Annotated in this window: 25 protein-coding genes and 1 pseudogene; 11 read left to right on the top strand and 15 right to left on the bottom strand. The window is 67.5% G+C overall.

Annotated features, from left to right (window positions below; translation table 11 throughout):
• The first annotated feature begins 26 nt into the window (after nt 1–26).
• The gene (locus A5645_RS29130; RefSeq protein WP_269199553.1) at nt 27–155 is read left to right on the top strand and encodes a hypothetical protein; all 129 of its coding nucleotides are present in this window, start codon (nt 27–29) and stop codon (nt 153–155) included.
• A gap of 3 nt (nt 156–158) precedes the next feature.
• Here the strand turns inward: A5645_RS29130 and A5645_RS17940 are convergent, their stop codons facing one another.
• From A5645_RS17940 to A5645_RS17920, 5 genes are read right to left on the bottom strand one after another with little or no spacing between them, the layout of a single operon-like run.
• The gene (locus A5645_RS17940) at nt 159–878 is read right to left on the bottom strand and encodes an NUDIX hydrolase (protein ID WP_065130514.1); all 720 of its coding nucleotides are present in this window, start codon (nt 876–878) and stop codon (nt 159–161) included.
• 19 nt (nt 879–897) lie between these two features.
• Nucleotides 898–1,233: a DUF8129 domain-containing protein gene (locus A5645_RS17935; RefSeq protein WP_065130513.1), complete on the bottom strand. Its 336-nt coding sequence runs from the start codon at nt 1,231–1,233 to the stop codon at nt 898–900.
• Between the two features lie 24 nt (nt 1,234–1,257).
• Nucleotides 1,258–2,130: an HAD family hydrolase gene (locus A5645_RS17930; protein WP_065130512.1), complete on the bottom strand. Its 873-nt coding sequence runs from the start codon at nt 2,128–2,130 to the stop codon at nt 1,258–1,260.
• Nucleotides 2,131–2,161: 31 nt separating this feature from the next.
• Complete coding sequence (locus A5645_RS17925) at nt 2,162–2,749, bottom strand: hypothetical protein (protein ID WP_065130511.1); 588 nt, start codon at nt 2,747–2,749, stop codon at nt 2,162–2,164.
• Between the two features lie 14 nt (nt 2,750–2,763).
• Nucleotides 2,764–3,912 carry a zinc-dependent alcohol dehydrogenase gene (locus A5645_RS17920; protein WP_065130510.1) on the bottom strand — a complete coding sequence of 383 codons (1,149 nt, stop codon included), beginning with the start codon at nt 3,910–3,912 and terminating at the stop codon, nt 2,764–2,766.
• 131 nt (nt 3,913–4,043) lie between these two features.
• Here A5645_RS17920 and A5645_RS17915 point away from each other — a divergent pair, with 131 nt between their 5' ends.
• The 4 genes from A5645_RS17915 to A5645_RS17900 all read left to right on the top strand — a co-directional run bounded on the left by A5645_RS17915 (nt 4,044) and on the right by A5645_RS17900 (nt 6,973).
• The gene (locus A5645_RS17915; RefSeq protein ID WP_253867034.1) at nt 4,044–5,234 is read left to right on the top strand and encodes a cytochrome P450; all 1,191 of its coding nucleotides are present in this window, start codon (nt 4,044–4,046) and stop codon (nt 5,232–5,234) included.
• An 86-nt stretch (nt 5,235–5,320) separates the two neighbouring features.
• Nucleotides 5,321–5,737 (top strand): DUF5313 domain-containing protein, encoded by a 417-nt coding sequence (locus A5645_RS17910; protein WP_065036557.1) that lies wholly within the window; start codon nt 5,321–5,323, stop codon nt 5,735–5,737.
• A gap of 29 nt (nt 5,738–5,766) precedes the next feature.
• Nucleotides 5,767–6,246, top strand: coding sequence for a MarR family winged helix-turn-helix transcriptional regulator (locus tag A5645_RS17905; RefSeq protein ID WP_065130508.1), 480 nt, complete (start codon nt 5,767–5,769; stop codon nt 6,244–6,246).
• A 4-nt stretch (nt 6,247–6,250) separates the two neighbouring features.
• Nucleotides 6,251–6,973 carry a glycine betaine ABC transporter substrate-binding protein gene (locus tag A5645_RS17900; RefSeq protein WP_065130507.1) on the top strand — a complete coding sequence of 241 codons (723 nt, stop codon included), beginning with the start codon at nt 6,251–6,253 and terminating at the stop codon, nt 6,971–6,973.
• A gap of 3 nt (nt 6,974–6,976) precedes the next feature.
• Here A5645_RS17900 and A5645_RS17895 read toward each other — a convergent pair whose 3' ends face one another.
• From A5645_RS17895 to A5645_RS17875, 5 genes are all read right to left on the bottom strand, one after another.
• On the bottom strand, nt 6,977–7,732 hold the full coding sequence (locus A5645_RS17895) for a class I SAM-dependent methyltransferase (RefSeq protein ID WP_065036559.1): 756 nt from the start codon (nt 7,730–7,732) through the stop codon (nt 6,977–6,979).
• Complete coding sequence (locus tag A5645_RS17890; protein ID WP_065130506.1) at nt 7,729–8,712, bottom strand: methylenetetrahydrofolate reductase; 984 nt, start codon at nt 8,710–8,712, stop codon at nt 7,729–7,731. The genes A5645_RS17895 and A5645_RS17890 overlap by 4 nt, the downstream gene beginning before the upstream one ends.
• A gap of 78 nt (nt 8,713–8,790) precedes the next feature.
• Nucleotides 8,791–10,086, bottom strand: a complete 1,296-nt coding sequence (locus A5645_RS17885; protein WP_065130505.1) for an alpha/beta hydrolase — start codon at nt 10,084–10,086, stop codon at nt 8,791–8,793.
• A 38-nt stretch (nt 10,087–10,124) separates the two neighbouring features.
• Entirely contained in the window at nt 10,125–11,561 is a 1,437-nt protein-coding gene (locus tag A5645_RS17880; protein WP_065130504.1) for a WS/DGAT/MGAT family O-acyltransferase, read from the bottom strand.
• 25 nt (nt 11,562–11,586) lie between these two features.
• A complete protein-coding gene (locus tag A5645_RS17875) occupies nt 11,587–12,465 on the bottom strand; it encodes an alpha/beta fold hydrolase (RefSeq protein WP_065130503.1) in 879 nt (292 codons plus the stop codon).
• A 155-nt stretch (nt 12,466–12,620) separates the two neighbouring features.
• Here A5645_RS17875 and A5645_RS27840 point away from each other — a divergent pair, with 155 nt between their 5' ends.
• The gene (locus A5645_RS27840; protein WP_155768057.1) at nt 12,621–12,767 is read left to right on the top strand and encodes a hypothetical protein; all 147 of its coding nucleotides are present in this window, start codon (nt 12,621–12,623) and stop codon (nt 12,765–12,767) included.
• 4 nt (nt 12,768–12,771) lie between these two features.
• Nucleotides 12,772–13,575, top strand: a complete 804-nt coding sequence (locus A5645_RS17870) for a DUF1206 domain-containing protein (protein ID WP_065034406.1) — start codon at nt 12,772–12,774, stop codon at nt 13,573–13,575.
• Here the strand turns inward: A5645_RS17870 and A5645_RS29125 are convergent.
• Nucleotides 13,560–14,735: pseudogene (locus tag A5645_RS29125) on the bottom strand (DNA polymerase); the annotation flags it as partial. The gene A5645_RS17870 and the pseudogene A5645_RS29125 sit on opposite strands and share 16 nt — an antisense overlap.
• A gap of 334 nt (nt 14,736–15,069) precedes the next feature.
• Between A5645_RS29125 and A5645_RS17860 the strand changes: the two are divergent.
• Nucleotides 15,070–15,849: a DUF1684 domain-containing protein gene (locus tag A5645_RS17860; RefSeq protein ID WP_065130501.1), complete on the top strand. Its 780-nt coding sequence runs from the start codon at nt 15,070–15,072 to the stop codon at nt 15,847–15,849.
• A gap of 6 nt (nt 15,850–15,855) precedes the next feature.
• Here the strand turns inward: A5645_RS17860 and A5645_RS17855 are convergent, their stop codons facing one another.
• Nucleotides 15,856–16,278: a nitroreductase family deazaflavin-dependent oxidoreductase gene (locus tag A5645_RS17855; protein ID WP_065130500.1), complete on the bottom strand. Its 423-nt coding sequence runs from the start codon at nt 16,276–16,278 to the stop codon at nt 15,856–15,858.
• Nucleotides 16,279–16,332: 54 nt separating this feature from the next.
• Nucleotides 16,333–18,546: an arylsulfatase gene (locus A5645_RS17850; protein ID WP_081288415.1), complete on the bottom strand. Its 2,214-nt coding sequence runs from the start codon at nt 18,544–18,546 to the stop codon at nt 16,333–16,335.
• A 202-nt stretch (nt 18,547–18,748) separates the two neighbouring features.
• Here A5645_RS17850 and A5645_RS17845 point away from each other — a divergent pair, with 202 nt between their 5' ends.
• The 3 genes from A5645_RS17845 to malQ all read left to right on the top strand — a co-directional run bounded on the left by A5645_RS17845 (nt 18,749) and on the right by malQ (nt 22,154).
• Nucleotides 18,749–19,489, top strand: coding sequence for an SHOCT domain-containing protein (locus A5645_RS17845; RefSeq protein WP_065130536.1), 741 nt, complete (start codon nt 18,749–18,751; stop codon nt 19,487–19,489).
• 136 nt (nt 19,490–19,625) lie between these two features.
• Nucleotides 19,626–20,051, top strand: a complete 426-nt coding sequence (locus A5645_RS17840) for a pyridoxamine 5'-phosphate oxidase family protein (RefSeq protein ID WP_065130499.1) — start codon at nt 19,626–19,628, stop codon at nt 20,049–20,051.
• Nucleotides 20,052–20,117: 66 nt separating this feature from the next.
• Complete coding sequence (malQ, locus tag A5645_RS17835; protein WP_253867032.1) at nt 20,118–22,154, top strand: 4-alpha-glucanotransferase; 2,037 nt, start codon at nt 20,118–20,120, stop codon at nt 22,152–22,154.
• Here the strand turns inward: malQ and A5645_RS17830 are convergent.
• Entirely contained in the window at nt 22,112–22,570 is a 459-nt protein-coding gene (locus tag A5645_RS17830) for an ATP-binding protein (RefSeq protein ID WP_065130497.1), read from the bottom strand. The genes malQ and A5645_RS17830 overlap by 43 nt on opposite strands.
• 63 nt (nt 22,571–22,633) lie before the next feature.
• Complete coding sequence (locus tag A5645_RS17825; RefSeq protein WP_253867031.1) at nt 22,634–23,020, bottom strand: hypothetical protein; 387 nt, start codon at nt 23,018–23,020, stop codon at nt 22,634–22,636.
• Between the last annotated feature and the right edge of the window lie 283 nt (nt 23,021–23,303).

The following is a 23,303-nucleotide window of genomic DNA, read 5'->3' as shown; positions in this document are numbered from 1 at the left end:
GCACATCCTGCGCGTAGCCTTGGCGCATGGGTGGCACTGGCACCACGAATATGGTGCTGATTCTCCTGGTGGCGATGGTGGTCTTCTTCATCGGACTCGTCGGGTACGCCAGATTCGCCTCCCGCAACAGATCCGACCGCGACGACGAGGATTGACGCCTATTTCCAGGCGAACGGCGGTTGCTCGAGTTCGTCGACCGGGTCGTCCTTGCCTTCCAGACCCAGCCAGCGCAGCTGCAACAACACCGCACCGGTCGGCGCATGGATCAGATCGTTCCCCAGCGGGATCTGGACGACCGGGCGTGGGCTCTCCGGGATGCTGATGTATCGCGGCGAGTCGGGTCGCTGCAGTTGATGCAGGCCCACCCGGTAGACCGCCATCACCTCCTCGGGAGCCGGCCGCGGATCGAGCCGGCCGCCACCCCAGATCACCACCGGCGTAATGACATATCCCGACCGGGTCGGATAGTCGTCGAGCAATCCCAGCACGGCGGATTCAGGCAATCTGATTCCGACCTCTTCGTCCAGTTCGCGCAGCGCCGCATCGATCACACTCTCACCCGGGTCCAGCCTGCCACCGGGCAATGCCCACTGCGCGGCGTGGGATGACATGCGGGTTGCTCTGCGGCACAACAGGAAAGCCGCACCGCCGGCCACGTCGACCATATGGCCGTCCAGGCCCGCCTCCGGCATCGGCCGTCCGCCGATCCATTCGTCCACCGGTGCAGGGTCGATGCGGTCTTCGCCGACCTCGGAGTCGACCAGCACGACCGCAACCGCCGCGTGCCGCTTCGTCGGGTCGGTCACCGTTCGGCGCCGGTGGCCGGCCAGGCGCGTCCGGATTTTCTCACGCAGCGCGTCGTCGTATGCGATGGTCACCGCTCGACCATAAGCGGTGCTAGGGCCGGCCGCGGGCCGGAGTCTGACCGGCAACCCCGTGCCGCAGCGGCGTGTTGGCTTCGGCGGCTGTCGCTTCCCGCACCGTCGAGCCGTGCGAGGTGCCGTGCACCTCCGGTGTGTTCCGGGGGTCGCCGCCCGAAGGTTTGGCGCCGTCTTGAATCTCGTCGAGCCGCGCCTGCAACACCTGCAGCACCGGCGTGCGCTGACCGTGGGCATGCTCGTGCGAGATCAACTCGTGCAGTTGCGACTCTTGCAGCAAGCGGACCCGGTGGCGCAGATCGCCAAGGGGCAGCTGGTCGTAATCGGGTATCGGCAGCTCGTCGGCAGCAGACATGTCGTCCTCCTTCACCGAAATTGGCTACCCGTTGAGGCGGCACGGAAACGGCTGGGCAACAGCGGCCGATGCATGCAGCGAAAGCAGATACAAAGTCAGCGCCGACCACGAGTCCGCGATGGCGCTCGCACCCGCATCCACCAACTCGCTGCTCCGCACCCCATGCTCGGCGTTCGGCACGTACATCAGGTTGCCGATCGTGACGAATCCGGCCGCAACCGCGGAGCGCACGCCCGCAACGGAGTCTTCGACCGCCAACCCTTGATCGGGGTCGATGCCCAAAACCTCAGCGGTGTGCAGATACACCGCCGGGTGCGGCTTGCTCGTGGGCACCGGGAGCGAGTCCTCGGCGCTGAACCGCAGTTCGGCGGGAATGAGGTCATCGAGCCCGGTGGCGGTGAAGCATGCGTCGAGGCGGGCCGTCGCACTCGAACTCACCGCCGCCAGCGCGTATCGAGCGGCCAGTGCGCGCAGCGCGTGTTGCACCCGGCTGTCGGGGCGCAGGGTGGCTACCAGGCGTGCGGTGACATGCCGGCGCTCGCGCGCCACCCAGTCCTTGAGCTCATCGGCGCACAGTGCGTGACCGGCCGCGACATCAGCACTGGTGGCGATGCGGGCGTACGGGCGGTCCGAGGCCAGTGCCGGGTCGATCGGCACCCCGCCCAGCACGGCGAGATCTACGGCGGTGGTACGGAAGTTCTTGCCTGTGGCGCTCTTTCGGAGCTGCTCAGCTGTATATCGCTCCGGCACGCCGAATCTGACCAGGAAGCGGTTGGTGATTTGAGCCGACGCGTCGAACGCCGGCTGCTCAGAAGGGAACAGGTTGCCATCGGCGTCGCAGAGCACCGTGGTGATGGGCGCTGGATCGAATCGGCGAACTACCTGCAGACGACTCAACTCCGTATCAGCTCCGGGTAATGCGCGCCAATCATGTTGTGTCAGCTGTATTCCGCGACCGTCGGACTGCCCGCACCACCAACGCACCGGTTATGGCGGGAGCCGCCCATGGTGCGCCGACGAGTATCGGGTCGATCCAGGTGTGGGCATTGTCGACTCGCTTGGACGCGCGCCTGGCCGATAAGCCGTTGTGGGTGAATTCGCTTTTGATCCCGGTCTCGGTGATCGGGTTGTCCGGACGCAGGCTCAACAGCGAGGCGAGGTGACTTTCGACGGCGTCGACGCGGTCGGCGGCGATCAGCAGCAGCCAATGCGCGGCCCGCGCCTCGCTGTACTTGCGATAGGCGAACTTGCGGATGGCGCCCGAGAGTCCCCTGGGAGGCGTCGAGGTGCCGAACACCGGGGTGAGCATCCCGTGCTCGATCGACCGCTCACGGGGCCACTTTTCGGGCTGCCGCTCGGGAAATTCCCAGTGGGCGCCGGTCGCCGGCGGTGGGTTCACCTCGAGTTTGGGGTACGACGGCCGGTCGCGTGGGTCGAGATCGGCACCCCAGCCCGGGATGCGGGCCCGTAAGGCGTCGGAATCGTGGGTTGCCGGCAGATTCGGTAGATAGGCCATGGGAGGTCCTGTCGTCAACTTGCGGTTGGCAGGATGATCGGCTTGATGCAGTCATCCAGCTTGGCGGAGAAGATGTGGTACGCCTCGGCGATATGCTCCAGCGGGATACGATGCGTGACAATGTCTTTCGGATTCAGATAGCCGTTCTCGATGTGGGAGAACAGCCGCGGCCATTGGCGCTTGACCGGGCACTGGTTCATCCGCAGGGTCAGGCCCTTGTTCAAGGCATCGCCGAGTTTTACGGCGCTGAACATCGGGCCGTACGCCCCCATGATGGATACCGTTCCGCCCTTGCGGACCGAGTCAATGGCCCAGTTGACCGCGATCGGCGAGCCGCCCTGCAGCTTGAGCTTGGTTGCGGTGACATGTTGCAGAAAGTTTCCGTCGGCCTCCGCCCCGACCGCATCGATCGCGACATCCGCACCGAGATAGTCGGTTTCCTTCTTCATCTTGACGACGATGTCGTCGCACTCGGCGAAGTTGATGGTCTCGGCGAAGGCGAATGTGCGGGCCTTCTCCAACCGGTATTCCAGATGGTCGATCACGATCACCCGTCCGGCACCCATCAGCCAGGCGGATCTGGCCGCATACAACCCGACCGGTCCGGCGCCGAAGACGACGACGGTGTCACCTTCGGCAATGTCGCCCAGTTGAGCACCGAAGTAGCCGGTGGCCAAGGCATCGGTGCACAGCAGGGCGTCCTCCTCGTCCATCCAGTCCGGAATCTTGGCCGGCCCGACATCGGCGAACGGGACGCGCACGAATTCCGCCTGCCCCCCGTCATAGCCGCCACAGGTGTGTGAGTAGCCGTAGATCCCGCCCACCGCCGTGGCGTTGGGATTGACGTTGTGGCAGTTGGAGTACAGGCCCCGCACGCAGAAATAGCAAGAGCCACAATAGACATTGAACGGAACCATCACCCGGTCGCCCCGTTGCAGGTTCTGTACCGACGGTCCGACCTCTTCCACCACACCGATGAACTCGTGACCGAATGTCATGCCGACCCGGGTGTCGGGCATCATGCCGTGATAAAGATGCAGGTCCGATCCGCAGATCGCGGCCATGGTGACCCGCACGACCGCATCGTTTGGATGTTCGATCGGCGGCATGTCCTTCTGCTCGACCCGCACCTTGTACGGACCGCGGTAAACCATTGCTCGCATGTGGGTCCCTCTACCCTCGCAATGCACTCCTAACCGTGACGATTTCGTCAGAAAGTGTTGACTGGACCGCCGGAAGTATGTGACGATTTCGTCAGAAGGTGCGGCGGCGCCCAGGCCGAGGGGATAGATCCGTGGGAAGAGGGCCCGAGGGTGTACCTAGCTATCACGAGGACATCTACGCAACCGACGCCATGCTCGACCCCTACCCGCACTACCGTCGGATGCGACGACTCGGCCCGGTGGTGTGGCTGACCAGGCAGCGCACTTACGCCCTGCCGCGTTACCGGGAATGCCGGACCGTGCTGCGCACCGACGACCTGTTCATCTCCGGCAACGGGGTCGCGCTCAATCCGCTGAGCAATCGACTCTCCCGCGGCACCACGCTCAACAGCGATGGGCCCGAACATGACCAGCGCCGCAAGCTGCTCGCGCACCGCCTGTTACCCAGGGCGCTGCGATCGGTCGGCGAAGCGATCGATCACCAGGCCGGTGCCGTGGTCGACGCCGCTCTGCGACGTGGCACCGTAGACGCGGTCGCCGACCTGGCAACCGCGCTGCCCCTGGCCGTAGTCCCCGACCTCGTCGGCTGGCCTCGCGACGAGCGCGACCACCTGATCGCCTGGGGCGGTGCCACATTCGACGTCCTGGGGCCCCTCAATCGCCAAGCGTTTCAAGCGATTCCGCGCACTGTGCAGATGCTGCGGTTCGCGCGGCGGGTGGTCCGCGAACGTTCGGTACTCGACGGCAGCATGGCACACGAATTGCTCTGCGCGGCCGACGACGGCAAGCTCGCACACGCGGAATGCCCGGCCCTGATGATCGATTACATTGCCCCGTCGCTGGATACCACGATCAGCGCCATTTCGAACGCCATCTACCTGCTGGCAACTCATCCTGAACAATGGCGCCTCCTCAAGCGGGACCCCGGCCAGATCCCCAACGCGATCAACGAAGTGCTGCGCTATGAATCCCCCTTGCGCGCGTTCGGCCGGGAAGTCCGCACCGACACCGAAATCGCCGGCATCCCACTGCCGGCCGGTGCCCGGGTGCTGGTCATCTACGCCTCGGCCAACCGGGACGAGACCGAATGGGACGATCCCGACACCTTTGACATCCGCCGAGACGCCAGCCGTCACATCGCTTTCGGCAACGGGACTCATGCCTGTGCGGGCCAGGGACTCGCTCGGATGGAAACCGCGGCGATGCTTTGCGCGCTGCTCGACCGCGTCGACCGTATCGAGGTGACCGGCCAACCCTCGTGGGCGCGCAACAACATCATCCGCCGCCACAGCGCACTGCCGGTCAAGCTCATCGCCGCCTGAACCGCCACCGTGACCGAGCACACATAGTTAGTGCACTAACTAGTTGGGTACGATGGAAATCGAATCCCGAATGCTAGGAGTGCACCGTGGCTGCCGATCGCCCGAATATCTGGCAATGCATCGCCTATTCGTACGGACGGCGCCTGCCCGACTCGATGCGGGAGTGGGTCGCCAACGACCTCGCCGGCGAGGGCGCCGTCCGTCGGCACATGATCCGCATCGGGATACCGCCGCTGCTGGTGCTGGCCCCGTTCTGGCTCTTGCCGGCGTCGTTGTACGTGCACCTGGAGATGACGGCGCCGATCTACATCTGGTCGTTGTTGATCGCGATGGCACTGAACAAGGTGTGGCGCCGGCACCGCCTGGCCCAGCATGGTCTGGACCCTAACCTGGTCGACGTGATCAAGCGGCAGAAGCAGGCGCACATCCACGAGGACTACGCGCGCCGCTACGGGCCGCGCCCCGAGTCGGCCGAATGGCAGGCGAACAGCAGCCCGTTCTGAGCATCATCCCAACGGTTACGGGGGGCGACATGGGCACCAGAACCGCTGCGACAGACCCGCTGGCACTGGAATATCAGGTGTGCTTCGCGCTGGCCGCCACCAATCGCGCGGTACTGGCCGTCTATCGGCCACTGCTGGAGCCGCTCGGACTGACCCACCCCCAGTATCTGGTCATGCTGGCACTGTGGGACAACGCAAAGAACGGTGCGAAAGCATTGTCCGTCAAGGACATTGCCGGACTCCTGCAGATCGACTCGGCCACCCTGTCACCGATGCTGAAACGGTTGCAGGCCCAGGGCTTGATAACGAAGACCCGCAGCGCCGCCGACGAGCGAACCACCCATGTCGAGTTGACCCCGCAGGGCCGCAACCTGCGCCGGCAGGCGCTGAAGGTTCCCGAGGCGGTCGTCGAGCGGCTTGGCGTGGACCTCGCCGAGCTCGAGCATCTGCGCGAGGTGCTGACCAAGGTCAATGCGGCCGCGGTGGCCGCCGGTGCGCTCGACTCATAGCGCCATGACCGACGCCGTCCGAGTCGGACACATCGATCTGAGCTTTCATGACGCCGCGGCACGAGAGGTCGAGCGGATTCTGCGCGAGCACGGGCATCGGATCGTGCGATCCGCCGCACCGCACGAGGAAATGTTCCGGCGGATCGGCCATGGCGAGGTAGACATGCTGGTGTCCGCCTGGCTGCCCGCAAGCCATGGTGGCTACCTTGCGCCGTTTGAAGCCGACGTGCGCAAGCTCACGGTGCTATACGAGCCGTACTGCCTGTGGGGAGTGCCGGAATATGTGCCAGAAGACGACGTCGGCGAGATCAGCGATCTGCTGCGTGGCCCGGCAATCGAGCGCATGGAGCGATTGATACAAGGGATCAACCCCGGCGCGGGAATCAGCCGCTTCTCCGCGGCCATCGTTGAGCAATACGGTTTGGCCACAGCCGGATACACATTTGCGACCGGTACGGAGGCGCAATGTTCCGGACGGTACGTGGCCGCCGTCGCCGACCGGCGGTGGGTGGTGGTCCCGCTCTGGCAGCCGCACTGGCTGCATCATCGCTATCGCATTCGCGAGCTCAGGGAGCCGCGGGGCCTGCTGGGCGGCACCGACGCGGCGACGTTGATCGTTCGCAAGGACGCCGAACAGCTGATCGGCGCCGCCGCACTGGCGGACTTGGCCACGCTGCACCTCGGCAACGCTCGGGTCAGCGAACTCGACGACCTCCTGCAGCGCTGAGCGTCACGCGTGCCGCAGCACCAGCAACTCCCCCGTCAGCACCCCTTCTTCGAGCAGCCGGCCTATCCGCCCGCTCTGCCGCTCGGCGAGCTGCCACGCCTCGGTGTGGCCGTAGCGCTCGGTGAGTGCGTGCGTGACGGTGTCGACCCGTTCATTCCACGTTTCGGGTATCGCCGGCAGCTCGGCGGTTCGCAGCCATTCCTCGATCCGTAGCGAGGATTGCCGGACGAGGTCAGCCAGGCCGTCCGGGCTCGGAAAGTGGTTGCTTTCAAGCTGATCCGCTGGAATTTCGTCGTGGGCGACGAACGCGAGCAGGCCGATGTAACCGCCCCGGCGCACGGTGCGGCGCAGCTCCTCCAGCAACTGACGCTGATCTGGCGTCGTACACAACACTCCCAATGACCAGGCGGCGTCGAAAGACGAATCAGCAAGAGGTGCTTGGGATCCCGACGCGCAAACCACCGGATAACCGAACAATCGCTTGGCGGCGCGACAAGCGCCTGTCTCCGGCTCCAGCAGCACCGGCAGCACGTCGCGCGCTTGCGCGGCATAGGCGGCCGGGCCGCCGACGCCGGCCCCGGAGTCCAGGAAGGCCGCGCCCGGCTGGAGTTCCATGTGCTCGATGAGCCAATCCAGCGCCGCCGGACTGCCGCTACCCCGGCAACCGGCGGGAATGTGATAGTCCGGCCCCAAATCGGCCGCCACCCGGGCGGTCCATTCAGCCACCGTGTCGAACTCGGCCTGCATGGCGTCGGTCATTGCGCCTCCTGTCTGATCCTGCGGCCGACCTCGGCCTTGATCTCCGCGCCGATGTGTGCGCCGGACGCTGACGCGAGCCCGGAAACATTCACGCCCGCAACACCTTCAATCGAAAGCAGTTCGCGGGCTTCGGCAACGGCGGCCGCAATCCCCGCCGCCACCGGATCCGTCGCGGTCAAGACCTGTTCGGTCACCGCGTGGTCCAATTCGAGTCCCGGCAGCCCCTGCAGCACAGCCGCGGACACACTGTCGGTGAACACGGCCACGGCGGCGATCACCGGAATGGACAAGCCCGCCGACCGCGCCGCCGCCATGAAGTCGGCGATCATCGCGGGATACGGAACGTGATTGAGCACAGCCACATCCGCTCCGGCCCGCTGCTTTTCCACCAGGCGGGCGGGGCGGGCGTGCACCGGAGGCGCCGTCGGTGTTTCGGGCACCGCGGGTGTCACCCCGACCGATGCGGCCAACGACACCAGCCGAGGTCCGTCCAGATCGAAGGTCTGCGTCACGTCCGGGCGGACGTCGTAGCCGCGCCCGTCGCCGGTCACACAGAGCACGGTGTCCACTCCGATGCTGCGCAACCCGCGCAGTTCCTGTTCGAGCACCACCCGATTGCGGTCGCGGCAGGACAACGTGATCCACGGCGCCACGCCTGCGTCGAGCAACAGCGATCCCATCAGCGTCGGCGGAAAGTCCGGCTTGTTCTGATGCTCACCCACCAGCACGGCATCACAGGCCGGCGCCAGAATCGCGGCGGTGGCCGCGACGTCGCCGCGATCGAAGGGCGCACAACTGAAGTCGGTGAGAACCAAGGGACCGGAGTTCTGCCACCTACCGGGTCGCCGTGCCGGCGCCGGCCCTGCCCACGGCACCACGTCGTCGAATGCGCATGCGCCGGGGCGCATTTCGCATTGGCCGTCGGGTCGTACCCCGCCGCATGGCCCGAATTCCATGCGTTTCGGACAACCCGCCTCCATCGGCACCCGGGGCCTCCTCCTGATCGATACTCGCAGGCGAGTACCCAACGGGCCGCACCTGCAAGCGCAGCACACAAACTAGGGCACGGCCGCCGTCGTCCCGTCCGGGGCGCCCAACCGCTCGGCGAGCCATCCCAGAGTGAGGGCGAAGGCCGTGGCGGCGGAGGGCCAGTCGTGCTTGCCGGGCAGGGCGACGACCTTGCAGGAGATGCCGTTTGCGGTGCCGAGCGCGCACAGTTCCTCGGCGGCGTCCTGCCCGACGGCCTTATGGTCTGCGGAGGCACCGGGAACCGCGAACAACCCGGATAGGTCGGCGTAGTGGCCGTGGCGGGTGATGGCGGTGGCCGGATCGAACCACAAATAGGTGGCGGGGTCACCGCCGAACAGCCGCTCGATCGTCTGCTCGCGAGTGCCCGCGTTGGGCCCGATGTCACCGCCGATGTCGACGAATCCACTGAATGTTCCGGGGTGCATGACGGCCAGATCGACGGCACACGTGCCGCCCGAGGAGAAGCCGACGACGCCCCATTTGGTCTGCGTGCCGAGCGCGAACTGATCGGCGATCTCGGGGATCACTTCGGCGGTCAGATGGTCGGCGGCGTTGCCGCGCGGACCGTTGACGCACTCGGTGTCGGAGGTGAATCCGCCTGTCGCGTCGGCGAACACGGCCACGGGCGCGTTGCCGCCGTGTGCGGCGGCGTAGTGGTCGAGCGCGGTGAGGGCATCACCCGCGCGAACCCAGTCCGCCGGGGTGTTGAACTCGCCACCGATCATCAGTACCGCGGGCAACGCCGGTGGCGGGGTGCTGGTGAACCAGGCCGGCGGCAGGTAGACCCATTCGGTGCGGTGCGCGAAACCCGACACTCGGGTGCTGGTGTGCGCCGGCAGCAATGCTCCGTTCGGTGGCGCCACGCCTTGCCGTTGCATCGCACGCATCGTCGCCAGGTCTATCTGGCCCGGCAGGGGCCGGTTGGCCAGCTGGCTCCAGGCGCTGTGCACGGTGGCGAAGTAACCCAGCCAGCCGTTGATGATCAACCCGGTGCTGAGCAGGCAGAACGACGCGGCGAATACGAGCACGTTGCGCCGCCACCAGCCGGCGCCCCGCCAACCGAGGATCGCCAGGGCAACGGCCAGCCCGACCAGCGTCACCCATAGCCACATCTGCCACGGCGCCGGCTCACTGGCCAAACCGAGCGTCCCGTAGTACCAGTACGCCAGCCCACCGGTGACCGCGGCCGCACCAAACGCAAGTGGCACGCGTCGCGTGCGCCAGCGCCGCCCGCGCCATCCGATGGCGTACAGCAACGCCGCGGCGGCCAGGCACTGCACCGCCGCCGGGATGAGGCCGTGCATCAGTGAGGCGCGCTCGAACATGGCCGGGGAGTACCCACTCCCGCGGCCGCGGCACCTGCTCAGCCGGTCGGCGCCGGAACGATGTCGGCGGCGCCCGGGAATCCCGCCGCCTGCCGCAGTTCGGCGAAGGCGTCGACGAAGGCGTCGGTCACCTCGTGGGTGTCGGTCAGGGTGGCGTCGTCGGAGAGCACGGAGACGCTCAGCTGGTCGACATAACTCCAGACGGTGAGGTTCAGCGCGGCCCCCGCGGCCAGCGGGCCCACCGAATAGAACTCGCTGATCTCCGCACCCGCGATGCGACCGCGTTCCCGCGGGCCCGGCACGTTCGACACGATCAGGTTGAACAGCTGATTGGGTGCCTCACGCCGCGACATCCACGAAAACGTCGCGCGGGTGATGGTGGGGGGCACGAATTCCAGCCACCGGCCCACCAGCGTGGGGCCGAGCAGTTGGTGATCCTCCTTGGCGATGCGCGTCGACGTCCGGATCAGCCCCAGGCGCCCCATCGGGTCGGCGAGCTGCACCGGCAGCGAAACCAGCATGGTGGCCAGGGCGTTGCCGGTGATCCGGTCGGGCGACGTGTCGGTGGCGGTGGGGATCGAGGCGATGAGCGGCCGGTCGGCGCCCTCACCGTGATCGCGCAACAGTCGCCGCAGGGCGCCCGCCGCGACGGTCAACACCAGATCGTTGATGGTCACTTCGAGTCTCTTGCTGAGGGCTTTCACGTCGGCCAATGGCAGCGAGGCGCTCGCGAAAGTCCGTCCGGGCGAAAGCTTGTGGTTGAGAAAGGTGGGCGCCGGATCGAACCGGCCGGCAAGGTCCGGGTGCCGCAAGCGGTGCCGGGCGCGGCGCTGCAAGCGGTAAGCGCCGACGACTCCGTCCCGAACGGCCGACGGCAACGTCGCGAGCCGCGCGGCATGGTCACGTGCCGCGAATCGCAGCACCTCTCGGGTCGTCGGTGCCGGGGAGCCCGAATCAGCCTGCGGCAGCTCGGATTCGGATCCGGGCCAGTCCACCGTGCGGGCGATCAAGTTCGCCGAAGCGACGCCGTCGGCCAGCACGTGATGCACCTTGCCGATCACCCCAACGCGTTGGTCGCTCAGCCCCTCCGCGTAATAGAACTGCCACAGGGGGCGACCGCGGTCCAGCGGCGTGCTGGCGATCTCGCCGATCAGAGCGTCGAGTTGGCGCCGGCCGCCGGGCGGCGGGACCCGCACGTGCTGCAGGTGGTAGTCGAGGTCGAGTTCGGCGTCTTCGCGCCAGATCGGGCGATGCACCCGCCAAGGAGTGGCCACCATCTGATAGCGCATCGGCTCGAGAACCGGCAACCGGTCGCGGAACACGTCACGAAACGCCTCGAATGTCGCCCCGCCTTCGGAGCCCGCGGTGCCCCGGAAGCCGGACGTATCGACGATCGCCACCTTGAGGGTGTGCTGGTGCACGTTGGGCGTCTCGCTGGCCAGCATGAGCACATCCCAACCACTGAGTCGCTTCACCACCGCTCCTCTCAGTGCGCCCGAGCTAGGGGACCGCCCGTCTGCCATGGTGGCATGTGGGAAGCCGACGGTGTACCGATTCGATCGCCTGCACGACCCCCGGGACGAACGCGGCGGGCGCGAAAGTGCACCCGGCGTGGCCCGCCTCGATCGGCACCATCACGGCGTCCGGAATCCGGTCCGCCAGCCACTTCTGCCGGGCCACACCGAACGCGCGATCCTTCATCGTGACGACCACCGCGGTCGGCACGTCGATGTCGCCGACCCACGAGGTCGAGTCGAACCGGACCACTTCGGCGATCGCGCGGGTGATGCCGCCCGCAGAAGTGCTGCGAAACTGGCCGAGCACCCATTGATGGTCGGGCAGGAAGCCTTGGGTCACCGCCCCGGCGGGCTGACAGCGGCGGGGTGCGGGAGTGAGTGACTCGATGAGTGCCGCGAACAACCCGGTGGCCACCCGCTCGTACTGGGCGCGGCTCACCGCCGCCGCGGCGGCGCACAACACCAGCCCGTCCACCCGTTCACGGTGCCGCCGCCAGACCAGCTGCGCGATCAGCGACCCCATCGAGTAGCCCACCGGCACGAAGCTGTCGATACCCAGGACGTCGGCCAGCGCGACGACGTCGTCGGCGCAATCCTCCAATAGCATCCGCGGCGGCGAAATGCCCTGGCCATGGCAGCGCTGGTCGAAAATCACCACGCGGCCGAATTCCCCGATGGCCTCCAGCGCGGGGTACCAGGTCATCAAGCCGGTGCAGGCCAGCGAGTGCAGCAGGACGTAGGTGGGTCCGTCGCACGGCCCGGAGTCATAGACGTAGGTACTCCCCCGCCCCGGCAATTCCAGCACCTGGCCCGACGGCACATTGGCGGCCGTTGCCACCGCGGGCACCATCGGTAACCGCATCGTGGAAAGAGCCCGCCGCCAGCTGTCGATGGGCTATTGAAACACAGCTGCAACAGCAGCGGCCACGCCGGACGGACGCCCCGCCCGCGGCCCGGTTTCCCACGAACGCGATCCGGGTAGCAGAGAGGGACACGCACCCCTGGAAGGGAGAAATCGTGACGACTGCCGAACAGCCACCCCCCGAAGGCGGCGAGCAACCACCGCAGGCCGCAGAGGGAGAGGGGCTGGAGGACAGCTCCAAAGAGTTCGCCGCCGATCCGTCATCGGCCGCCGACGGTGGAGGTGACGGCGCGAACGAGTGACGTCATGCGGTGGAAACTTCTGCACGACGCGACTCGCCATGATGGCTTACGATTCGCCGCCAGAACGGGATTCATCGTCAGCGGCGTCATCCATCTGCTCATCGCGTACTTGATCGCCCGTATCGCGTGCGGGAGTTCGGCCAACGCCGATCCATCCGGTGCCCTGGCGACGGTGGCGGCCAGCGGCGGTGGCGAAGCGGCGCTGTGGGGTCTGGCCCTCGCGATGATCCCGCTGACTCTGTGGCGACTCGCCGAGGCGTTGATCGGGTTGCATCCGGCCGAGGGTGTCGACGCCGACTCGCAGGATGCGAGCGCGGGAAATCGCTTGAAGGCGTTGGGATTGATGGTGGTGTACTGCGGCGTGGGCCTGACCGCGATCCGTTTCGCTCTCGGCGACCGCCAGCCGAGCGGTCAACAGACCGCCGGCCTGAGCGCCCGGTTGATGCAATCGGGGGCGGGCCGGGCGGCCCTGATCGCCGGCGGAGTGGCGGTGGTCGTGGTCGGCGGCTATCACGCGTACAAGGGGGCGTCGAAGAGATTCCTTTCCGACCTGACCGACCGGCCCAAGGGGGTGGCGGTGCTCGGCGGCTGCGGTTATGTCGTCGAGGGGCTGGTGTTGGCCATCGCGGGAGGGCTGGTCGTCAAGGCGTCCGTCGACGTCGATCCCGCGAAGGCCGCGGGTCTGGATGCCGCCGTGAAAACCCTTGCCGCGACCCGCATCGGGATGGTGTTGCTGGCTTTGGCGTCGTTCGGGTTCGCGGCCTACGGGCTGTATAGCTTTGCGCTGAGCCGTTACTCGCGGATGTGAGACCGGATGAGGGACAGAGCCGTGGTCAAGGTAGGGCCGCAGCCGGTCGACACCTCGAGCGGCTCCTCCAGCGGGTAGGCGCCGCACACGCTGTCGCGGACATAGCCGGCCAGGTCATCGCGCTCGCCGACGGCGACCTCGAACACCAGCCCGTCCGACAGCTGCAGCACCAGGCGTGACGTCAGGCCGACCGCTTTGATCGCCTGGTCCACGTCGATCATCGCGACCTTGACGATGTCGGCGGCGCTGCCCTGGATCGCCATCGCGACGGCGGCGCGCTCGGCTGCCGCCCGCACCCGGGGATCACCGCTGTCCAAGTCCGGCAGGTAGTGTCGCCGACCCAGCACGGTCGAGGCGTACCCCAGGCTGCGGGCCTCGTCGACCACGGCGCCTTCGCCGGCCCAGTGCGCCAGGATCCGGGTGTCCAGATCGCGGTATTGCGCGACCATCAGCTCGGCATAACCCTCGCCCGCCGCGACCGCCTCGCGCACCTGGTGTCCCACAGCCAAGGTGTGGATACGCCCGTCGGCCGCAACGAGTTCCGAGGTCGCGGCGGCCCCCAGGATGCGGCGGTCCACAGCGACGCCTACCGTCTGCAGCTCGGCCAGCACCCGCTGCGCCGGCAACTCCAACCGCCCCAGCAGCGACGAGGAGTCGATGCGCGCGAGCTCCTCGTCCAGCACATCGGCCAGATCGAGTACCGCGCAAGCCTGCAGGATCAAGCCCCGCGGGCTGTCTCCCTCGACGGCTTCCGGCGAAAGTGCGCAGCGCATGTGGTGCACCAAAAGCTCGTTGAGCGAACCGGATTGACGTTCGGGACGCAACAGGCGGGCCGCCAGCACAGTATCGGAAGTGATGCCGCGCAGGGCCCAGCCGCGGCGGCCCAGCGCGTGCATCGCCCACGTTGCGTCGTGCACGGCCTTCGGCGGACCGGGGTCGGCGAGCCAGGACACCAACGCCTCCGTGTCATCCGGCGTCAGTGCGGCGAGGTCGAGGAATCGACCGTCCCCGTCGGCCGCCACGATCGCCAGGGACGCGGCCCGCGCGTCGCATCCAGTACCGGTGCCGGCGACGGTCAAACCGAACCGGTTGCCCAGGCTGTGTTCTGACAGCCAGGCCGGCAGCTCACCCGCCTCCAGTACCCGGCCGCGCACGTCGAAATCCCTGGACAGGCTCATCCGGCTACCCGCGTCTCGCGCTGCGTGGGTCGGCCGGCACCGCGGCGGTACACAACGGCCCGGCCGCCGGCCGCCGACGCGGTGGCCACTATGTCCGTCGTCGCTGAAACCAACACCGCCTCCCTTCTGCCGACACGGTACGCAGACGTACCGGCGCACTCAAGGTCGACGTCGGCCAGATTGCGGGGAATGAACGCTGCGGGCCTATCGTTGCGCCGAGCGTCACATCAGCGTGCCGGTCACCGCTGAGCGCCGCCCTGGTGTGACGCTCGGCGGGTTCAGGCCATCCCGATGTACGTGAAGGAGCAAGACAACGATGACTACGGGAACGCATCGAGAGGCCCAAACAGAGACCGACACGTTCGAGGCGGCGTGGGAACGCTGGCACGCCGAGCGCGAGGCCTATTTCCGCGACCCACTGGGCTGGGTGAGCCTGACCGGCTTGTATTGGCTCACCGAAGAATTCGAGACGGTCGCCGACCTGCCGGGCCGCTGGCGGGCCGGCGCGGACGCCGTCTACGTAACGGGCATCGACGGAGCCGACCGGCTCGAGCCCGTCGAGGGAGCACCGGGGCTGCTGGTCGACGTCGGGGAGCGCCGCGTCGAAGTGATCCGCCGGACCGGCGCCGCGGCGTTGCGGATCCACGATCCCCGATCACCGCACCTGCTGGAATACCGCGGCATACCCACCTATCCACCCCGCGAACAGTGGCGCGTGCCAGGCGTTTTCAGCCCGTACCAACAGCCGGAAACGGTCACCACCGGCGCGGTGGTGGAAGGACTTCGGCACCACCTCAATGCGGTCGGCGTCATCGACTTCGAACTGGCCGGCATTGCACTGCGGCTGGTCGCGTTCGGTGGCAAAGACGGTGGGCTGCAGGTGCTGTTCACCGACGAGACCAGCGGTGTCACCACCTACCCTGGCGCGCGGTCGCTTTCGGTGGCCCTGCCGGACGAGGACGGCAAGGTGACGCTGGACTTCAACCGGGCGTCCAACCTGCCGTGCTCGTTCACCGACTACGCCACGTGCCCCGTGGCGCCACCCGAGAACCGCCTGCCGGTCGCGGTAGAGGCGGGCGAGCAAAACCCGCGCTGAGTTCCGCTATTCCAGCACAAAGACGGGGATGAGCCGGTCCGTCTTGGTCTGGTACTCCGCGTACGGCGGGTAGGCCTCGACCGCCAGCCGCCACCATTCCTCGCGCTCGGTCCCCTCCAGCTCACGCGCCGTCAGGGTGACCACCTTCTCCCCGTCCTGCAGCGTCACAGTCGGGTTCGCCTTGAGGTTGAAATACCAGGACGGGTGCGCCGGTGCGCCGCCTTTGGACGCCACGATCGCGTAGCGGCCGTCCTTCTCGACGCGCATCAACGGCACATATCGCTGCTTTCCGGTCTTCGCTCCGGTGATGGTCACCAGGACGACGGGCTTGTCGAAGATCTCGACGCCATCGGTGGTGCCCTGCTCCAGGATCTTTTCGGTCTGCTTGCGTACCCAGTCGGTGGGACTCAGTTCGATTTGATCAGCCATACGAGTTCTCAACACATCGGGACGGCGCATCCATTCCGGGATCGATTCCAGCGTTCACTCCGCTGCCAGCGCGCCGCGCAGGGCCTCCAGCTGGTTGGGTTCGGAGTCACCGCCGTGCACGGTGACCGAGTGCAGGGCGCCGTTCCACGCGAACGGTGGTTGATAATCGCGGCTCACCGGCAGGCCGCGGTCGTAGCCGAGCGTGATGCGGGTGCCGCCGTGCTGCCAGACGAACGGCAGCGTGTGTTCGGACGTGGCGGTGGCCACCACGGCGTCGTCGACTACCGCTTCGGCCCGCACCCCGCCCGACACCAGGCAAAGCACACATCCCACCAAGTGCCGACCGGCCGGAAGTGGTTGGCTTGCTTGCACTTTCAGGGAACCGCCGGGCAGCGCCAGGGTCACCGTGAGCCTGCCGTCGACGACGTAACCGGCCAGGCCGCCGTTGTGGTCACCGATTGCGAACAGCACTCCACTGGGCGCGGAGTCGGCCACCTCCACGTCGGCGATGATCCGGCCCCCGCCGGCCAGCAGGGGTATCGCCTCATCGGACACCGGGCCGGCCTGCGGATACAGCGTCACCGTCTGGCCGATGGGATATTGCGGCGGTACGAAGGCCGCCAACCGCCCCACCAGTGAATCCAGCAACGGCAGCACGTTATTCGCGTCGGCTTCGGCCGACCACTGCCGCTTCAGCCGCTCGAGCAGGTCGGGGTGTTCGGCGGCGACGTCGTGCGATTCGGAGAAGTCTTCGTCGAGGTCGAACAGCGACCAGGTGTCCTGGTCGAAGTCGCGGCTCCCGGGCAGCAAGAGGTCTTCGTCCATGAGGCCGGTGGAGACGTGATCGGTGGTGGCCTTCCAGCCGTCAACGAAGATGGCGCGCGACCCGAGCATCTCGAAGTACTGCACCGAGCGCGGGTCGGGAGCGGACGGGTCGGTGAAGGTGGGCAGCAGGCTAGCGCCCTGCACCGGCGTTTGGATGATGCCGTAGACCGCCTCGGGCGCCCTCACGCCGCACGCGTCGAGCACCGTCGGCAGCAGGTCGATCGCGTGACCGAATTGCGGGCGTACGCCCCCGCCGTCGCGAATGTGTTTGGGCCAATGGGCAATAAACGGAACGCGGGTCCCGCCGAGCCAGGTGTAGCGCTTCCACAGCCGAAACGGCGTGTTGCCCGCCCAGGCCCAGCCCCACGCATAGTGCGGGTAGGTATCGGTGCCACCCCAGTTGTCGAGGAGTGCGAGGTTATCGGCGAGGTTGTCGCGGATGCGGTGGGTGAACCGGTGTTCGTTGACGGTGCCCGTCACACCGCCCTCGGCGCTGGCGCCGTTGTCCGACAGCACGAAGATCAGCGTGTTCTCCAGCTGTCCGATCCGATCCAGAGCAGCTACCACGCGGCCGATCTGCGCGTCGGTGTGACTGAGGAATCCGGCGTACACCTCATGCATGCGGGCGTACAGTCGGCGCTCGTCGGCGCTCGGGCTGTCCCAGGCCGGTACCCACGACGGCCGGGCTGTCAGCGTGGTGGCGGCGGGCACGACCCCCGATTCGAGTTGCCGGGCGAAGAGTGCGTCGCGCCACCGGTCCCAGCCGTCGTCGAATCGGCCGGCATAGGCGTCGGCCCACGAGCGGTCCACATGGTGTGGCGAGTGCATGGCGCCGGTGGCGAAGTACAGGAAGAACGGTTTACCCGGCGCACCGGCCTGCTGGTTGAGCACCATCCGGATGGCTTCGTCGGCGAGGTCCTCGGTCAGGTGGTAACCGTCGCGGGTGGGTGCCTCGACGAACGAATTGTCCCGAATCAGTTCGGGTGCCCACTGATTGGCGTCACCGCGAAGGAAACCGTAGAAGCGTTCGAAACCCAACCCCAGCGGCCACTGGTCGAATGGCCCGGCGCCCCCGAGTTGCCCCCGTGGCACCAGATGCCATTTGCCCACGGCCAACGTGCTCCAACCGGCATCGCGCAGCAACCGCGGTAATGCGGCTGCCGAGCGCGGCAGGCGGGAGGTGTATCCCGGGTGTGACGTGGGCAGATCGGCGAGAAACCCCATGCCCACCGCGTGGTGGTTGCGGCCGGTCAACAACGCCGCCCGGGTGGGAGAACACAACGCGGTCACGTGAAACCGGTTGTAGCGCAGGCCATCCCCGGCCAGCCGGTCGATGGTGGGCGTCGCGATATCCGAACCGTAGCAGCCGAATTGGGCGAAACCGAGGTCATCGAGCACGATCACCACGACGTTGGGGGCGTCCGTCGGTGGGGTAGGGCTCACGCAAGATCCTCCGAGGGGACGTCGGGCGCTGTAGTCGGGCGACTACAAGTCGCGGCCAACCCTATGGGCTGCCCATGTGACGCACAAGACTTTGCGGCGGCGGTGGTTTTTACTGACGTCGACCCGGGGTATTCGATTCGAGCCACGTCCAGGCTGCTTCCGTAAGCTGAATCCGGTATCCCGAATGAAAGACTCGCAACTCATGAAGGCAACGGTCACCCCCGAGGCGGAAATCGCCGTCACCGAGATCGCGCAGCGCCATGGCATCTCGCGGGAGGCGGCGCTGGCGTTGCTGTTCGCCCTGCACGCCGGCGGTGGCGCCATGGCACAGTTCAACATCCCCGAGTTGGGCGGATCGGGTCAGTGGATGCGGGGCGGAATGACGATGGTCGGCAACATGTTCGACAACGCGCTGAAGGCGCGCGTCGACGCGCTGTGCAGCGAATTGTCCCAACTGCTTTCGTCGGCCACCGTGTTCGCCGCGCCCAGCGGACAAGCTCAGGCTCAGGGTTTCACCTCCGGCAACTGGTGGCCGGCCGATTTGGGTGTGCCGAGTTCGTCAGGTGGGCAGAACAGCGCGCGCTACGCGATCTTTCCCGGCACCCGGCGGTTGGCGATACAGGTCAACGGTGCCACGAGAGTTTTCGACACCGGTGAGCACCACATCACCGGCGTGCAGCAGCAGCAGAGCGGCGGGGCGGGCACGGTCACCTTCACCAGCCAGTTCGGCACCTTCGACGTGTCAAGCCTGCAGGAACTCGGGGCACAGCAGGTCGCCGAAACACCGACCGCCGCACCCGCGCCGCAACAGCAGGCCAGCCGCTCCGGGGATGCCGCGGACATCGTTGCGGCCATCGAGTCCCTGGCCGGGCTGCACGATCGGGGCATCTTGTCAGATCAGGAGTTCGCGGCCAAGAAGGCCGAGTTGCTGGGCCGACTCTGACGGTGAAGTCCGTCGAACGTGGGGCCTATGCATGCCCCGACGTGAGACCGCCCGTCGATTCACCTACCGAGGCCCACGCTCGGCGCGAATCCGACGCCGGGGAATAGCGCTGTGAGTTCACTGTGTTCCACCGCACATGAAATCCTTGACCGAAGCCGAACGTGAAGCGTTTCTCGCCGAAAAGCACGTCGCGGTGCTTTCGATCGACTCCGGCGGTGGCCGCCCGCCGGCCAGCGCGCCCATCTGGTACGACTACGCCGACGGGCTCGTTCGCTTCACCACCGGCCCTACGACGCGAAAGGCCCGGCTGATCGAGGGGGCCGGTGCGGTGACACTTGTTGTGCAACGCGAAGATCCGCCGTACCAATACGTCATCGTCGAGGGCACGGTGGTGGACACCACCACGCCCGCTCCCGACGACGTGCAGGAGGCGATCGCCATCCGGTACCTCGGTGAGGAGGGCGGGCGCGCGTTTGTGCGTAGTCTCGAAGGTCAGCCGACCGTGATGTTCTCCGTCCGCCCGGACCGCTGGCTCACCGCGGACTTCTCCGACGAACTTTGATGGGCAAACCGCCACGGCGGCAGGCAATTTGCGTGTGAGCGGACGGACTGCGGGTATACCTGCGCGGTGTCCCTAACGCAGCGCGCGATACCTGAAGACCTGCGCCGGCTCGCCGCCGCGCACGGGGTGGCCACCTCCTACCGCAATGAACGACGTGAACCGGTAGAGGTCGACGCCGACGTCGTGGTCCGGGTGCTGGGTCTGCTGGATGTGGACGCAGCCACCGAGGGCGACCGGCGCCGCGAGCTGGCCCGGCTCGAGGAACGTGACCGCGCCGGTGTGCTGCCGGCCACCATCGCCGTGCGCACCGGGCAGCCGCGGTCCGTACCCGGGGCCCGCCTGCTGACCGGCGAGGATGGCAGCCACACCGAGGTGCGCGACGAGCTGCCGGGCGAACTGTCCCCGGGCTGGTACCGGCTGCACACCCGGGACGGGCAGGAAGTCACCGTGGTCGCAGCTCCGCCTCAGGTCCCGCCCACCCCCTCCACCTGGGGCTGGATGCTGCAGCTCTACGCGCTGCGCTCGGCCCGCTCCTGGGGCATCGGCGACCTCGGGGACCTCAAGGATTTCCTGACGTGGACGGCCGCCGAGCACGGGGCAGGCGCGGTATTGCTGAACCCGCTGCACGCGCCGGGTCCCACCCATCCGGTCCAGCCATCGCCCTATACGCCGTCCAGTCGGCGCTTCGCCAACCCGCTGGCGCTACGCATCGAAGACCTCGACGTCTACCGCCGGGCCGACGCCGTCACCCGCGCCGAGGTCGATGCGCTGCGGGTGTCGTCAACCACCCCGCGGATCGACCACGATCTGGTCTGGGCCGCCAAGCGCTCGGCGCTGGAGCTGCTCTGGCGCGCCGCGGGCCGGCCCGCCGCGCTGGACGACTCCTTCGGCGCCGACGGGCTGCGCGACTTCGCTACCTACTGCGCGCTGGCCGAGGTCCACGGCGGCCGCTGGACCCGCTGGCCGGAGGCGCTGCACGATGTCAACGGACCGGCCGTGGCAGCGGCGCGCCGAGAGTTGGCTCCTCGGCTGGCATTTCACGCCTGGGTGCAGCAGCGGTGCGCTGAACAGTTGCTGGCGGTACGGCAAGCGGCCCGCGACGCTGGGATGGCGCTCGGTGTCCTGCACGACCTCGCCGTGGGTGTGGACCCGGAAGGGGCCGACGCTTGGGCCCTGGCCGATGTACTGGCGACCGGGGTCAGCGTGGGCGCACCGCCCGACAACTTCACCCCACGCGGCCAGGACTGGGGGCTGCCGCCCTGGCGGCCGGATCGGTTGGCCCAAACCGGCTATGCCGCCCTGCGGGACATGGTCCGGGCGGTGCTGGTGCACGCCGACGGGCTGCGGATCGACCACGTCGCGGGCCTGTGGCGGCTGTGGTGGATTCCACCCGGCGACGGCCCGGACCGCGGCACCTACGTGCACTATGACGCCGACGTGATGTTGGCCGTCCTTGCCCTGGAAGCTCACCGGGCCAAGGCCACGGTCGTCGGCGAGGACCTGGGCACTGTGGAACCCGAGGTCACCCAGGCCTTGGCCGACAACGGGATGCTCGGCTGCGCGGTGTCGTGGTTCACCCGCGACGAGTCCGCGCCCGACGAACCCCTGCTGCCGTCGGCGAGGTGGCCGTCGAGGGCGGCGGCCAGCCTTTCCACCCACGACCTGCCCACCGCGGCCGGCTTCCTGCGCGGCGAGCACGTGCGGGCGCGCGCCGAACTTGGGCTGCTTGACGACGTGCCGGCCCAGGAGGCCGGACCAGCCCGGGAACGCGCCGAGTGGTTGGCGCTGCTGCGCTCCGAAAACCTGTTGCCCGCTGGGCATTCCGCGGCCGAGCCCGACGAGACGGCGATCATCGTGGCGATGCACCGCTTCCTCGCGGCCACCCCGAGCCGGTTGAAGCTGATCTCACCCTATGACGTGATCGGCGAGACCCGTCAACCCAATCTGCCTGGCACAGTTGACGAATACCCCAACTGGCGGCAGCCGCTTCCAGCAACGCTGGAGGGCCTGCGCGAGGACGACCGGGTCGCCAAGATCACCGCGGTATTCCGCGCGTCCGCTCAATCATCGGCTTTCCCAACAGATTCCGCTGGGATGGCGTAATCCAGTGAGACGGTGGTACCCGTGCTGCGGGCGTTGATGGTGCAGTGGTCGGCCAGCGTATGCATGAGCATGATGCCCCGGGACGCAAACGGGTCATCCGGGTGGCGGCGCACCGGACGATGCCAGGTCCCCCGGTCGCTGACGCGCACGCTGATGGTGTGCGCGGCAGGATCGTAACTGGCGTACAGGCGCATTCCGCCAACCGCGCGGTGGCCGCGGTAGGCGTGCTCCACGCAGTTGGCCAGCGCTTCGTTCACACTCAGGACGATGTCTTCGCGGATCTCCGCCGGTCCCTGCACCCGCTGTTCCAGCCAGCGGTCCAGGAAGCGGCGCCACGCCGCCGCCGTCGTGGCGTCGGCTGCACCCGCGCAAGTCAGCCGAACCGGGTGGACGGCGGTGGATGTCAGAACGCTCATAGTTCAGGGATACCCATCGGCAGGGCGGGCGATAACGTTGTCCGCGTTACTGTTCGGCCACAATCAGTTCTCGGCTCCATCGAGGAAATCCATCGGTCGAGCGTCCCCTTGCGCCATGCCGCGGTGTGCGACTGCGGTAACCATCGGTGTCCCGTTCTGGATCGTCCCGACGATTGCGACTTCGTCGTTGACCGAGAAAGCGGGTGCGTTGCCAATCGGTGCACTTCCCCCCTTGGTGATCGCCAGTGTGTCTGGGGTCACGACGTAGGTTTGGACGTAGCCGTCGGCACTGCGTGCCGTCAACGACTCGGCCGAGACGGCGACGAGTGTTCCTTCCTGGCTGAACTGGCTCTCGGCCGGCGGGGCCGCACCGGGGGCCGCGGGTCCCTCGGCGGCGCCATCGGCGGAAAGGAACAACGGGCCGCTGAGCAGCGCCGCGAACAACGCCACGGCCAGCAGGGATGCGGAGAATGCTGCCGCGCCTACACCGGGACATCTGGATTTTGATCCTGCGAGGAGGCGGTGTCTGGCGCTCACGGTCAGTTCCTTGCTTATCCGGTTACACGTCCGACAACTCTTGGCCCGCCATCGAGTGAAGTCGCTGCAAACGTTGTTACCCGGCGTGCCGGGGTGATAAACCGCTCGGCGGTCCCGGAAGATCCCGGAATATCCCGGCGCTCCCGCCGGTTGACGAGATCGGCGGTGCCGGAGATTCCCCCGGGTACCACATCAG

Source organism: Mycobacterium asiaticum, assembly GCF_001673635.1.
In the GTDB taxonomy this organism is placed as follows: Bacteria; Actinomycetota; Actinomycetes; order Mycobacteriales; family Mycobacteriaceae; genus Mycobacterium; species Mycobacterium asiaticum_C.
The sequence above is the reverse complement of the archived record's forward strand: the minus strand, read 5'-3'. Positions and strand labels throughout refer to the sequence as shown.